Genomic DNA, 12500 nt, shown 5'->3' with positions numbered 1-12500 from the left:
AAGCGTACCGCAGGTCACCGTGCGGTCAGTCGTGGACGAGAACGTCGATAACGTCAGTCCCCGAACTGTCCAGCGCCTCGGCGTAGATGTCCTCGAATTCCTCGGGCGTTTCAGCGAGATGGCCGCGTGCTCCGTGGCTTTCAGCGTTTTTCGGAATGTCAACGTGCGGGTCGAAATCCATCCCCACGAAGTCGTAGTCGGATTCGTCGCCGCCCATCATCGCGACCGTGTTGTCCTTGAGAATGCGGTAGTTGCGGTTGTCTGGAACCACAACGGTCAGGTCGAGGTCGTATCGGGTCGCCGAATAGATGCTGTTCGGGTAGTAGAGATAGGAGCCGTCGCCGATGTAGCCGACGACTTCTTGGGGGTCATCTCGAAGCGATTCCGCCAGCGCCGCCCCGACGGCGGCCGGCAGCCCGTAGCCGAGGCCGCCGCCCTTGTTCGAGAGATACCCCTGTACGTCCAGCGGGAACCGTGTCAGCAATGCGAACTTGGAGGTGACGCCCTCGTCGACGATGAAGACGTCCTCCTCGACGGCGGCCATCGTATCGACGAGTTCCGCCTTCGACGACCGCGTGTCGCCGGGGGGCGTTTCGTCCTCACCGAGGCTCTGCATCGTCGGTTCGAGACTCGCCTTCATCGTTTCGACGTGGTCGATGCGGGCGGCCTGCTCGTCGTCGTCAAGACGCTTGTCGACCCGTTCGGCGATGGCGCGCATAATACGGCCAGGGTCGCCGATGACGGCGGCATCGGCGGGATGGTTTTTGCCGACCTCGTCGGGGTCGCTGGAGACCTGTACGGTCGTCGTATCGGCGTCGATAAGGGGCGACTCATGACGCAACAGCGTCGTGTTCGTCGAGCAGCCGACCAAGCCGAGCGTATCGGTGTCCATCAGCATCGAGGCGATGGACTCGTCGGGACCGATAAACGACACCCACTGGTCGTGGTCGGTCGGGAAGTTGATTTCGCTAGCGAGGATTTCGCCGTGGACGCGCGCGCCCGTCGCCTCCGCGAGTTCGACGGCCGCTTCGACGGCATCGCGGCCGGCGCGGGCGACGTGGTCGCCGAGGACCAACACGGGCTGGTCGGCCTCGACAAAGTAGTCGGCCGCAGTAGCAATCTGATTCGGGTCGCCGCCACCGGCGTCCGGAATCGGCCCCAGCGGCTCCGGGTCGGCGTCGGTCTCGGCCATCATCACGTCGGCGGGCAACGCGAGAAAGACGGGGCCGGTCGGCGGCGTCAGCGCCGTCCTGACTGCCCGACGGAGCAGCATCGGTAGCGAGTCGACGTGCGTTACCTCCGCGGAGAACTTGCAGAACTGCTCGACCATCGCTTCGAGGTCGCCGGTCAGAATGGGCTCTTCGTGCCGGAAGTCGAGTTCGTGGTTGCCGGCAGTGACGACGACCGGCGCACCGCTGTACATCGCACCGAAGACGTTCCCGAGACCGTGTGCCAGCCCGGGCGTAACGTGGAGGTTGACGACACCGACCGGACAGATGTCGGCGTCGTCTTCGGCGTGGTAGCGGCGAGTTGAGGCGTAGCCAGCCGCCATCCCGGTAGCGATGTCTTCCTGCAGTCCGAGAATGTACTCGATGTCGCTTTCGGAGATAGCATCGAGAACGGGGAGTTCGGTTGTCCCTGGGTTACCGAAGATGTGCTCGACGCCGTAGGATTCGAGCGCGTCGACGAAAAGCTCCGCGCCGGTGTCGGATTCTGCCATGTGTTCCCGTGCCGTCCGGGAGAGCAAAATAGTTGCCCCAAGCGGGGTGGCAGTCAGCCGGAGTACGGGTGGAAAGCCACAGACTGCAGTAGCTACTCAGACACTGGCGCGGCCCGAAGAGCGTGCAAGCCGACAGGACGCGGCGGCTACTCGGGGGCGAGCGCCCGCATCGTCGACTCTATCTGGTCGAGGTCGGCGCCGCGGGGGAACGACACCGATGCCGACTCGACGCCGTCGATGTCGGCGAACCGCTCGAAGTGGTCGGGTGCTGTGTCCGGCGTGCCCCAGACCGCGATTTCTTCGAGCAGGTCATCGTCGAGGGCGTCCATCGCCGCCGCCTGGTCGCCGTCCTGCCAGTGGTCGTATATTTCGTGGGCCGTCTCCTCGTGGCCCTGTCTGGCGAGGCTGTCCCGGTAGAAGGTCCCCATACCGCCGATGTAGAAGGCGGTGTGTTGTTTGACGAGCGATTTCGCCTCCTCGGCGTCGTCGAGGACACAGCAGGTAAGCGAAAGCGTCACCCGCTGGTCGTCGCGGTCCCGGTCGCCCATCTCGGAGCCGCGGTCGAAGTCCTCCAGCCGGTCGCGGATGCCATCGCGGGTAAACAGCAGGGCGTGCCAGCCGTCGGCGAAGCGGCCGGCAAGTTCGACGGCTTTCGGCCCCATCCCGGCAGCATCGACAGGCGGTGTCGGCTCCGGCGGGTCACAGCGGAGCCGGAAGCCCTCCAAATCGAAGTACTCGCCGTCGTAGGTGACCTCCTCGCCGGCCAGCACCTGCTTGACAACGTCGACGGTCTCCCGGGTTCGCCGAAGCGGGTTCCCGAAGTCGACGCCGTGCCAGTTTTCGATGACGACCGGCCCGGAGGGGCCAAGCCCGAGCCGGAACCGGCCGTCGGAGACCTCCTGTAGCGTCGCGGCGCTTTGACCGATGAGCGCCGGCGACCGCGAGTAGACGGGCATAATCGAGGTCCCGATATCGATGTCGTCGGTTCCCTGTGCGATGCACGTAAGCGTCGTCACAGCGTCGCGCCCCCACGTCTCGGGAAGCCACGCCGTATCGTACCCGAGCTGTTCGCCAAGCTGGGCTTGCTCGACGAGCGCGTCGACGCTGGGCTGTGCTGCGACCGGTAGGAAGACATCTCGGGGCATGTTAGAGGTTTGAATCCTCTAGTGGTGGGACTCCCTGTGCCGTTATTGTTTCGCCGACGATGTAGGAGGCGGCATCGCTGGCGAGGAACTGAACGATGTCCGCGATCTCCTCCGGCAGGCCCATTTCCTTGGCGACATCCTCGCGGTCGACATCGGAGGGGTCGAGACCCATCTGGGAGGCGACCCCCGGCGTGCCGACAAGCCCCGGCGCGATGCAGTTGACGCGGATGTTCTCGTCGGCGTAGGCGGCCGAAAGCGATGTTGTCAGGTTGACGACGGCCGCCTTGGCGGCTCCGTAGTGGCTCATATACTGCGACCCCATCGTGCCGGCGACGGAGGCGAAGTTGACGATGGTGCCGCCGCCGTCTTGGGACTGCATCTGCTGGCCGGCGACCTGCGAGCAGTGAAAGGTCCCGTGGAGGTTGATGTCGACGATGGTCTTCCAGCCGTTCTCGGAGATGTCGTCGAAGCCTGCCATGAACGAGGCCCCGGCGTTGTTTATCATCGAATCGATGCGGCCGAACTCATCGACGGTTGCCTCGACGAGCGCTTCGACGGCCTCGCGCTCCCGGACATCGCATTCGACGGCGATGGCCTCGCCCGGTCGGTCGCTGTCGTTGATTTCGTCGGCGACTTCGTCAATCTGTTCCTGTGTGCGTGAGGTGACGACGACGTTTGCGCCCTCGTCGGCGAACCGCTTTGCGGTTACAGCGCCGATGCCTTGGCTGGAGCCGGTGATAACGGCCGTTTGGCCCTCGACACTGAACTGCTCTAACATCGAGTCTCACCTGCGCGTGTCCGGTCTGTCATGCTGTGCCGCCCGCTTCGCCCCCTTCGTTAATAAAGGTAAGTATCAAACGAACACGGTAAACATTGGAAATGGAAATGGGATATTGTCAAAACAAAGATTTATACACGGGCGAACCGTCCGACAAGTGAATGGACGCACGGAGTACGCAGGGTCCCATCCACCGGCTCGCCTTCGACGTCGACTGGCGACCGGGACACGTCGCCTGTTATCTCGTCGATGGGCCCGAACCGGTTCTCGTCGACGCCGCGCTTCCGGAACACGAAGCGGCCTTCCGGCAAGCGCTTGCCGAACACGACTACACCCCCGCTGATATCGACCACCTGCTGATAACCCATCCCCACGTCGACCACGTCGGTTTGACGCCGACGCTGCTGCAGGCCGGCGACCCGACCGTCTATGCGCCCGCCGGCGTTCGCGAACGCTTCAACCGTGGCGTTGCGGGGCTCAGAGAACGCGTCGAAGCGAACTGCCGGGAAGCCGGGTTCCCGGACGAACAGCGCTCGACGGCCGTTGAGATGGCTGTCGAGTCCCTCGAACGCGATAGTACGCTGTTGGCCCCCGAAGCGGTCGACGTCTGGCTCGACGCCGGCGAGGAAGCAAACGTTGGCGGCCTTGAGACGACACCGGTCCACGTCCCCGGCCATCAGGCCGACCACCTCTGTTATCCTGTCGACATCGACGGCGAGGACGCGCTGCTGGCGGGTGATATGGGCATCAAGCCGTTCCGCCCCGTCGTTATGCATGACGGCCTCGATGACGGCTATCGGGAGGCGTTCCCCGCTTTCTATACCGCTCTCGACCGCCTCGACGACATCGATGTCGAGCGCGTGTACCCGGGCCACGGACCGGTCCACGGTGACCTCGCGGGCGCTGTCGCTCATGCTCGTGCGAGCCTCGATTCGCGACTCTCCCAGGTCGCCGACCTCGTCGCCGACGGTCACGCGACCGCACCGGCGGTTGCGATGTCGCTGGCCGGCGACCGCGAAATCGAGTACCTCATTCCCGAGGCGATGAGCGCGCTGGCCCATCTCGAAGCGGCCGGCGAAATCGACTCAACGCTAAACGACGGCGTCAGATACTACGACGCATGACTGACGACGCGGCACATGCCACGGACACGGAGGCTGTACTCTGGGATATCGGCGGTGTCCTCGTTGAACTCCGCTCGGTCCGTGAGGGGTATGCGGCCTTCGTCGCCGAACTCGCCGCCGATGCCGGCCGCGACCCCGATGCGGCGCTGGAGACGTGGCAATCGGTTCTCGGCGACCACTTCCGCGGCCGGGAGGGCAACCAGTACCGACTCGCGAGAGACGGCTACGAGAAAGCGACTGCGGCGCTTTTCGATGGTGACCCGCCGGCAGACTGGCTGGAAACCTTCGAAGCCGCGACGAAGCCAGCGCTCAGGCCCGAACCCGGGGCGGTCGAGACCGTCGAAGCGCTCGCTGAGGCCGGCTACCGACAGGCCATCGTTTCCGACATCGATACGCCCGAGGCCCACAGGATGCTTGAGGCCTTCGGGATTCGCGACCGATTCGACCATATCACCACCTCGGAGGCCGTCGGTTACACGAAGCCCGACGAGCGGATGTTCCAGGACGCACTCTCCGCGCTCGATGTCGCCCCCGAACGCGCGGTAATGGTTGGTGACCGACACAGCCACGACGTGACCGGGGCGGCAGCGCTCGGCATTCGGACGGTCGGCTACGGCGAGGAGGCGTGGGGCGACCAAGCCGACCACGAAATAGAGGATTTACGCGAGATACTGGAGCTTCTCGGCGTCGAAAGCTAGGTACTGGCTGTCTCAGACCGCCAACGCAACCACAACGCAACGACGCCGACGGTAGCGATACCGACACCGAACAGCCCGTAAAACATCGAGTAGCCGGGGCTGTCGTCGGTGAGGGCTACGAGCGCCTGCGAGGTTCCAAGCAGGACGAGGACGACCGCAAGCAGCGTCCGGAGGCGGCTGCCGGTCATGTGCGACAGTATTGATGACGGCCACAAAGAGACTCCGGTCGGCCGACAGCGGTCAGGCGCGGTCGTCGTTGTCGTCGGCTTCGTCGCCAGCGTCGGTGGCAGTACTGGCAGCGGCTTCACCATCCGCGTCTCCCTCACCACCGGCGTCAGCGTCGTCAGCAGCGCCCTCTCCCTGTTCGCCGTCGTTACCACTGTTGGCAGCATCGCCATCCGTCGGGGACCCAGCGACAGCATCGTCGCCGTCCCACTCCGGAGCCGTGCGACCAGTTGCGGCGGCCCGCTCGCGGGCGAACACATCGAGGGTTACCTTCGCGCCGCCGAGAACGACCGGGCCAATGAAAAGCCCCACCGCGCCGAAAGCGACGATACCGCCGAAGATACCGACGACGATGATGGCGGGATTGAGCGCGCCGGAGCGACCGATAAGCGCCGGCCGGAAGTAGTTGTCCGAGAGGCTCACCAGAGACCCGTACACGACCAAGAGTGCCGCAGCCGTCGGCCGGTCGGCGACGGCGAGGTAGACCGAGACGGGGACCCAGACGCCGAACGCGCCGACAAGCGGCAACAGCGAAAGCACGAAGGTCGTAACGGTGAGAAAGACGACGACAGGGACATCCAACAGGACCAAGGCCACACCGAGCAGGACGGCCTGTATCGCAGCGACGGCGACGTTGCCGACCACGGAGGCCCACATGAGCCGGTCGAGCTCCCGAAAGAGTTCCTGCTGGACGCCGTCATCAACCGGGAGGACGCGGTACAGCCACGCCAGAAGCTTCCCTCTGTCTCTCAGCAGCGCAAAAAGGACAAAAACGGTCACTGTCAATCCGATGAGCAGCGACGGGATACCGCCGACGACCCGCATCGCCCGCGTCACGATGCTCTGAATCGCCGAGGCGATTTGCCCCTCGTAGGTGCTGTAGAGGTTGACGAGGTCAACCTCGAAGCCGGTTGTCTCTTCTACCCATAGCTCGATTCCAGGGACATCGACGACCCCACGTTGGAGGGCCGTCGCAACAGCGACTGCCTCACGGAGCGCGATGGCAAGCACCGTAAGCAGCGGGAGCAGAAACGCCAGCACGGTCGCGACGGAGATAGAAACCGCCGCGACGAGCCGGCCGACGTGGGCTTCGAGCCGTCGCTGCACCGGCAGGAGGACATAAGCCAGCACGGCCCCAAGCAGTACGTACTCGAGATACGGGATGACGACCAGCAAGCCGAGAACGACGCTGACCGCCGTGACGACAGTCAGCGTGAGCCGGTCGGAGAACCACTCCGAGAGGTCGTCCCCGTCGTCCATACGTTCGCCTACTTCGGGGACAGTCGTATCACTGTTGTGGTGCCGGCACGGAAGCAAGCAAGGGCATTGGACACCCACGCCGGCCGCGGTAGCAGGGATAGGCGGCGACCGAACTGAACCAGACCGGACCGGACTACTAATACCCGGGGCGTCGAAGCACGGGTATGCATGTGCTCGTGCCGCTCGACGGGAACGCGCCGGCCGAGGCCGCCCTTGAGTACGCGCTGGCGGCGTTTCCGGACGCGGCGGTGACCGCCGTTTGTGTCGTCGGCGTCGTTGACTCGGCCGCGGCAGCCGACCAGCTCCCGGAGGACCGCCGAGCGGAGTACGACCGGGCGGTTGCGGACGCGGAGGCGGTCCTCGACGATGCCGCTGCCCGCGCCGACGGCCGACAGCTCACGACGGAGGTTATCTACGGGCCGCCCTCGGAGGCGATTCCCGACTACGCCGCCGACGTGAACGCCGACAGAATCGTCATGGGCGAACACGGACAGGCCGGCGCGAGCGACATCCTGCTCGGGAGCGTCGCGGAGAACGTCGTCCGGAACGCCCCCGTTCCCGTCACCGTCGTTCGAGGCGCAGACGCCGCCGGGGTCGAGCAGCAGATACTAGTCGGCGTCGACGGCTCGCCACTCTCGACGGCAGCGCTCCGCGAAGCCGTCACCGCACACGACCCCGACCGCGTCCGCGTGCTCACCGTCGTCGAATCGGACGGTGACGGCCCCGACGACAACGCCGCCGCCGAGCGGCTGCTGGAGACGACTATCGGGGCTGTCGATACCGAAGCGGCCGATATCGAAACCGTCGTCCGAGACGGTGACCCGGCGGACGCCCTCGTCGATGCAGCGGCGACGGCCGACCACGTCGTCGTCGGGAGCCACGGCCGGACGGGTATCGACCGGCTGACCCTCGGAAGCGTTGCTGAAGCGGTCGTCCGGAACGCTCCGGTGACGGTGACAGTCGTCCACGAGCGGCAGGTGGACTGACGGTGCCGCGACGCTGGAACGGCCACGCGTATTTCGTGCCGAGCGGCATCCACGGCCGGCCGATGTCAGCATAAGATAGCGCGGAGCCCCCTTCCTCGACGAGCAGCGCAGAGAGACGCCTGTCTCTCAAGCAGGGCGAGACCAGAGGTCTCGCTCGCCGTGCGGGCGACTCGTGGGTCGCCCGCAGACAGCGCAGTAGGGAGGGGAGGAGCGCGTCACGTCCCCCCACTAACACTGCTCTCTGCACTCGGCCAACTCCCCAACACCTGATAAAATAATTTAACTAAATGGAAACATTGAAACACGTATGGAAGCGCGTCGGGCGCTCCCGGTCAAACTTCTCGTGGCCGACAGCGACAGCGACGCACTTCTCGAAACTATCGACCAGTACAAACACTGTGCGAACGCAACCAGCGACCACTGCTGGGACGACAACGGCTACAAAAAAACAGCCAAGTACGCCGTCAAGGACGAACTCTACCACGACCTCAAAGCAGAGCACGACTTGACGGCGAATCTCGTCCAGCAAGCCATCTTCCAAGCCGTCGAAGCCGTCAAAGCTGGCGTCGAACGACTCGAAAAGAACGAAGACACTAGCCAACCCGAGTTTACCGCTGACACCGCTCGCTACGACAAACGTGCTGCGACCTTCCACGACGACCATGTTTCCTTGTCGACCGTGGACGGGCGTATCGAGGCTGACTATGTTCTCCCGGTAGACGAGACAAACACACCGTTCGAAGAGTACCTCAACGGCGACGAGTGGGAGTTCCGCACCAGCACACTCCACTACAAGCCCTTCGACGACGAGTTCTGGCTGCACATCGGCTTCAAACGGAACAAGGAAGCCACCGACAGCACCCAACCTGACGCCGCTGTCCCCGAGCACAACACAGTCCTCGGGATCGACCTCGGCGTCGAAAACCTCGCTGTCGCATCAACCGGGACGTTTTGGACGGGCGACGAGCTCGACCACTGGCACCGTGAGTTCCAGCAACGCCGCGGCGATCTCCAGCAAGCAGGCTCACAGGAGGCCCACCGCACGCTCCAGCGTGTGAGCAAGAAAGAAACAGCCTACTACAAACAGTATCTCCACATCGTCGCCAACGAGATCATCGAGGAAGCGGTCGAACACGACTGTTCGATAATCGCCTTCGAGGATTTAACTGACATCCGCAAACGGGCACAGGGAGCGACGTGGCATCACCGCTGGCGGTTTAACCGCCTGTATGAGTACGTCGAGTACAAGGCGAAAGCCTACGGGATCGACGTTGAGGAGTTGGAGCGGAGTCCACAGGTGAAGACAGTGCCAGCCTACTACACATCCCAGCGATGCAGCAGCTGTGGGTTCATCCACGAGGACAACCGCCCCACGCAAGAGTATTTCGAGTGCCAGAAGTGTGGGTACGAGAATCACGCCGACTACAACGCCAGCAAGAACGTGGCGGTGCGGTGTTGTCGGCGGCTACTCCGTCGCAACCAGACTGGCGGCGACGGAGGCGCATCTGTAAACATTGCGCTGAATGGCGGGACGATGACCGTGAACGTGTAAGCTGGGCGAGACCGACGGTCTCGCTAGCGATGCGGGCCAACGCCCGCAGAGCACCGAAGCCCCTTCGACGGGGAGCCGGGCCTCTCCGTGCCACCGCTCGGTGGCTAGAACGGGAGTCCACGTCAAAGCCCCACCCTCAACGAGCGAGGTCGTCAGACCGAGCGAAGTAGGGTGGGGTAGTTTACACGAGGAAGCCAGGGCTGGCCTGAGCGTCGAATGAAAGAGCCAACGGGGCGAGATGGCTGCGGCTGCCCGAGTAGTATAGTGTAACGTTTCGACAACTGCACTACACTTTTCGATAGCTGCACTACAAGGGTTACCACACTTCGATGAGTAGCAACGAATACGATGCCCGACAGAGAGTCTCCCAAGGCAGTCGACGACAGCACAGAACGGATAGCTGACAGGCGGGGGGTTCTCCGCGCTGCCGGTGCCGCGGCAGCAGTCTCGGTCGCCGGCTGTCTGGGGCTTGGCGACGAGGAGCCGGCGGAAGAACCGGATACCGGGCGTGACCCCGACTGGTGTGTCGACGAAAACGACGTCCCGGTCCCCGAAGAGTACCGAACGGCCGAGAGCATCGACGGTATCGAGCGCGACCCGGACGAACTAAGCGGTCGAGAAGAAGCAGCCTACCAGTGCCACCCGCAGGGGTATCAGTTGTGCGGAAACTGTACATACTTCATCCCTGGACATCGGACCGACGAGCAGGTGCCGGGAGCCTGTGCAATCGTCGAAGGCATCGCCCGGTCACAGGATTGGTGTGCGCTCTTCGAGCCGATGGAGGCGCTGGAGGACTTCCCAAGTCCAGCTCCATTCGAGGAAGACGGGCCGACGAAGCCGCCAGGTGTGGGTAGTACGGGGACCAGCGGAGAGAGCAGCTAAATAGATGCTTCAGCGAGCGCTGTAGGATTTGAACTTGGTAATAAGAGCCGGTGGAGGGATTTGAACCCTCGGCCTAATCCTTACGAAGGATTCGCTCTGCCAGCTGAGCTACACCGGCGCGCATTCGATAGTGGGAGGATAATCGGCATAAGGGTTGCGGACTCCGACGGCGCTAGCGGGTCAGCCGCACGTCCAAGCAGACGTTGAGTTCGTGCGGTGCGTACGACCTGACCTCACGCCGGGTTTCGATGTCGACATCATACTCGGGGGCGGCGGCCTCTCGGATAGCTCGCTCGCCGGGGCCAAAGGGGTCCGAGTCGTGCTGGATGTCGTAATAATGGAGCAGACAGTCGTTGCCGGCCAGCCGGACGGCCGTGTCGAGGAACTCGTCGGCGCTGTGTGGCAGGTTCATGACGATGCGGTCGGCCCAGTCGTCGTAGCTGTCGGCGGCCTCGGAACGCTCGTCCGGTGGCTCCGAGACTACCTCACGGACATCGCCGTGGATGGCCGTGATGCGGTCGGCAACGCTGTTGCGTTCGGCGTTGCGCCGCAGGTACTCGATTGCGGCCGCGTTGAGGTCGACGCCGACGCAGTCGGCCCCGCGTTTGGCTGCCGGGATGACAAACGGCCCGACGCCGGCGAACATGTCGAAAACCGACTCGTCGGCCTCGACATCGCTGACGATGCGGTGGCGCTCGGTGGCGAGCCGTGGCGAAAAATACACCTCGGCGATGTCAACCTCGAAGGCACACCCGTACTCGCGGTGGACCGTCTCGGTGGTGTCGCCGACGAGGACATCCCACTCGCGGACGCGGAGTTCACCTTCGACGGGTGAGGCACGGTTGACGACGGTCTCGATAGGTAGCTCGGAGTCAGCGATGGCGTTAGCGACCCGCCGGGCGCGTTCGGGGTCGTCCTCATCAATGATGGCGATGTCGCCGAGCCGTTCGTAAGAGGGTTCGAAGCCGAGAATATCGGCCGGAAGTGTCTGTGTCTCGCGGGCCGCGGGTCGGCGGTCGACGATGTCGGCATCGAGGTCAGAAAGCGCCGCCTCAAGCGCTGCCTCGTCGGCCGACTCGACGATCGGGAGATAGAGGTGGCCGTCATCGAGTTCGATTTCGTAGTCGTCGGCCAGCGCGTCGGCGTCGGCGATGCGCCCGCGGGCCGTCTCACCGTCCTCGCGGGGAACCCGGACGCAGCGAACGGACATTACCGACCGTCGGCCGCCGCCGGGGGTAAGTCTGACGCTCCGGCGGCGAAGCGGGGGGCTTTTCTCCCGCCGCGGGCGAGGCTCCGTATGCTCACCTTCGTCGGACTCGGGCTCTACGACGAGCGGTCGATAACCGTGGCTGGCCGGGAGGCGCTCCGGTCGGCCGACCGCGTCTTCGCGGAGTTCTACACCAGCAAACTCGCCGGAGCAACCGTCGAGGAACTGCAGAATCACCACGACATCGACATCGAAGTCCGGGACCGTGCCGGCGTCGAACAGGAACCGGGCCCGATACTCGACGCCGCCGAAGCCGGTGGTGCGGTCTTTCTGACCGCCGGTGACACGATGATATCGACGACACACGTCGACCTGCGGTTGCGGGCCGACAACCGCGGCATCGAGACGCAAATCATCCACGGAACGACCGCCGGCGCGGCCGCAGCGTCACTTTCCGGCCTCCAGAACTACCGGTTCGGTAAGGCGACGACGCTGCCGTTTCCCTACGCCCACGGCGGCGAGGGCGTCCCCGGAAGCGTCCTCGATACCATCGCCGACAACCGCAAGCGTGGGCTGCACACGCTCGTCTATCTCGATATCAAGGTCGGCACTGGCCCTCGTGGCCCGGACCCCGACCACGAGGAGTACATGACAGCCGACTACGCCGCCGAGCTACTGGCCGAGGACCTCGACACCGTCGGCGTTGCTATCGCCCGTGCTGGCAGCCCCGACCCGGTGCTTGCGGCCGACCGGCTGTCGGCGCTCGCAGACCGGTCTTTCGGCGACCCGCTGCATCTGCTCATCGTTCCCGGTGACCTCCACGTCGTCGAACACGACGCACTCGTAGCGCTTGCCGGCGCGCCCGAGTCGGCGCTTCCGGACCCGGTCTGAGCGTTTCTCTGCCGGCTGGGGCCTGCCACCGC

General features: G+C 64.5%; 12 protein-coding genes and 1 tRNA gene. 6 read left to right on the top strand and 7 right to left on the bottom strand.

What is annotated here, in order from left to right; genetic code table 11:
* Window positions 1-25: 25 nt before the first annotated feature.
* The 3 genes from NP_RS04740 to NP_RS04730 all read right to left on the bottom strand — a co-directional run bounded on the left by NP_RS04740 (window position 26) and on the right by NP_RS04730 (window position 3643).
* The gene (locus NP_RS04740; protein ID WP_011322675.1) at window positions 26-1720 is read right to left on the bottom strand and encodes a thiamine pyrophosphate-binding protein; all 1695 of its coding nucleotides are present in this window, start codon (window positions 1718-1720) and stop codon (window positions 26-28) included.
* Between the two features lie 146 nt (window positions 1721-1866).
* Complete coding sequence (locus NP_RS04735; RefSeq protein WP_011322674.1) at window positions 1867-2865, bottom strand: TIGR04024 family LLM class F420-dependent oxidoreductase; 999 nt, start codon at window positions 2863-2865, stop codon at window positions 1867-1869.
* A gap of 1 nt (window position 2866) precedes the next feature.
* Complete coding sequence (locus tag NP_RS04730) at window positions 2867-3643, bottom strand: SDR family NAD(P)-dependent oxidoreductase (RefSeq protein ID WP_011322673.1); 777 nt, start codon at window positions 3641-3643, stop codon at window positions 2867-2869.
* 161 nt (window positions 3644-3804) lie between these two features.
* On the opposite strand from NP_RS04730, the gene NP_RS04725 reads away from it, so the two are divergent.
* A complete protein-coding gene (locus NP_RS04725; RefSeq protein WP_011322672.1) occupies window positions 3805-4767 on the top strand; it encodes an MBL fold metallo-hydrolase in 963 nt (320 codons plus the stop codon).
* Window positions 4764-5465, top strand: a complete 702-nt coding sequence (locus NP_RS04720; RefSeq protein WP_011322671.1) for an HAD family hydrolase — start codon at window positions 4764-4766, stop codon at window positions 5463-5465. Before NP_RS04725 ends, NP_RS04720 begins: the two co-directional genes overlap by 4 nt.
* On the opposite strand, the gene NP_RS04715 is transcribed toward NP_RS04720, so the two are convergent.
* Together NP_RS04715 and NP_RS04710 are read right to left on the bottom strand one after the other, a co-directional pair.
* On the bottom strand, window positions 5462-5653 hold the full coding sequence (locus NP_RS04715; RefSeq protein WP_049939490.1) for a hypothetical protein: 192 nt from the start codon (window positions 5651-5653) through the stop codon (window positions 5462-5464). The two genes, NP_RS04720 and NP_RS04715, sit on opposite strands and share 4 nt — an antisense overlap.
* 52 nt (window positions 5654-5705) lie before the next feature.
* Entirely contained in the window at window positions 5706-6950 is a 1245-nt protein-coding gene (locus NP_RS04710) for an AI-2E family transporter (protein WP_011322670.1), read from the bottom strand.
* A gap of 164 nt (window positions 6951-7114) precedes the next feature.
* On the opposite strand from NP_RS04710, the gene NP_RS04705 reads away from it, so the two are divergent.
* The 3 genes from NP_RS04705 to NP_RS14080 all read left to right on the top strand — a co-directional run bounded on the left by NP_RS04705 (window position 7115) and on the right by NP_RS14080 (window position 10370).
* Window positions 7115-7936 (top strand): universal stress protein, encoded by an 822-nt coding sequence (locus tag NP_RS04705; RefSeq protein WP_011322669.1) that lies wholly within the window; start codon window positions 7115-7117, stop codon window positions 7934-7936.
* A 307-nt stretch (window positions 7937-8243) separates the two neighbouring features.
* A complete protein-coding gene (locus NP_RS04700) occupies window positions 8244-9488 on the top strand; it encodes an RNA-guided endonuclease InsQ/TnpB family protein (RefSeq protein WP_011322668.1) in 1245 nt (414 codons plus the stop codon).
* A gap of 348 nt (window positions 9489-9836) precedes the next feature.
* On the top strand, window positions 9837-10370 hold the full coding sequence (locus tag NP_RS14080; RefSeq protein WP_011322667.1) for a hypothetical protein: 534 nt from the start codon (window positions 9837-9839) through the stop codon (window positions 10368-10370).
* A 45-nt stretch (window positions 10371-10415) separates the two neighbouring features.
* Here the strand turns inward: NP_RS14080 and NP_RS04690 are convergent.
* A tRNA-Thr gene (locus NP_RS04690) sits at window positions 10416-10488 on the bottom strand.
* Window positions 10489-10542: 54 nt separating this feature from the next.
* Window positions 10543-11580: a class I SAM-dependent methyltransferase gene (locus tag NP_RS04685; protein WP_011322666.1), complete on the bottom strand. Its 1038-nt coding sequence runs from the start codon at window positions 11578-11580 to the stop codon at window positions 10543-10545.
* 87 nt (window positions 11581-11667) lie between these two features.
* On the opposite strand from NP_RS04685, the gene dph5 reads away from it, so the two are divergent.
* Window positions 11668-12468: a diphthine synthase gene (gene dph5, locus NP_RS04680; RefSeq protein WP_011322665.1), complete on the top strand. Its 801-nt coding sequence runs from the start codon at window positions 11668-11670 to the stop codon at window positions 12466-12468.
* Window positions 12469-12500: the final 32 nt, after the last annotated feature.

Origin of the sequence: Natronomonas pharaonis DSM 2160, from assembly GCF_000026045.1 — an archaeon.
GTDB classification, from domain to species: domain Archaea; phylum Halobacteriota; class Halobacteria; order Halobacteriales; family Haloarculaceae; genus Natronomonas; species Natronomonas pharaonis.
The sequence above is the reverse complement of the archived record's forward strand: the minus strand, read 5'-3'. Positions and strand labels throughout refer to the sequence as shown.

Excerpts from the sequence above, each read along its gene's own strand:
- NP_RS04740 (WP_011322675.1), bottom strand. The coding sequence starts at position 1,720 with ATGGCAGAATCCGACACCGGCGCGGAGCTTTTCGTCGACGCGCTCGAA.
- NP_RS04735 (WP_011322674.1), bottom strand. The coding sequence starts at position 2,865 with ATGCCCCGAGATGTCTTCCTACCGGTCGCAGCACAGCCCAGCGTCGAC.
- NP_RS04730 (WP_011322673.1), bottom strand. The coding sequence starts at position 3,643 with ATGTTAGAGCAGTTCAGTGTCGAGGGCCAAACGGCCGTTATCACCGGC.
- NP_RS04725 (WP_011322672.1), top strand. The coding sequence starts at position 3,805 with ATGGACGCACGGAGTACGCAGGGTCCCATCCACCGGCTCGCCTTCGAC.
- NP_RS04720 (WP_011322671.1), top strand. The coding sequence starts at position 4,764 with ATGACTGACGACGCGGCACATGCCACGGACACGGAGGCTGTACTCTGG.
- NP_RS04715 (WP_049939490.1), bottom strand. The coding sequence starts at position 5,653 with ATGACCGGCAGCCGCCTCCGGACGCTGCTTGCGGTCGTCCTCGTCCTG.
- NP_RS04710 (WP_011322670.1), bottom strand. The coding sequence starts at position 6,950 with ATGGACGACGGGGACGACCTCTCGGAGTGGTTCTCCGACCGGCTCACG.
- NP_RS04705 (WP_011322669.1), top strand. The coding sequence starts at position 7,115 with ATGCATGTGCTCGTGCCGCTCGACGGGAACGCGCCGGCCGAGGCCGCC.
- NP_RS04700 (WP_011322668.1), top strand. The coding sequence starts at position 8,244 with ATGGAAGCGCGTCGGGCGCTCCCGGTCAAACTTCTCGTGGCCGACAGC.
- NP_RS14080 (WP_011322667.1), top strand. The coding sequence starts at position 9,837 with ATGCCCGACAGAGAGTCTCCCAAGGCAGTCGACGACAGCACAGAACGG.
- NP_RS04685 (WP_011322666.1), bottom strand. The coding sequence starts at position 11,580 with ATGTCCGTTCGCTGCGTCCGGGTTCCCCGCGAGGACGGTGAGACGGCC.
- dph5 (WP_011322665.1), top strand. The coding sequence starts at position 11,668 with ATGCTCACCTTCGTCGGACTCGGGCTCTACGACGAGCGGTCGATAACC.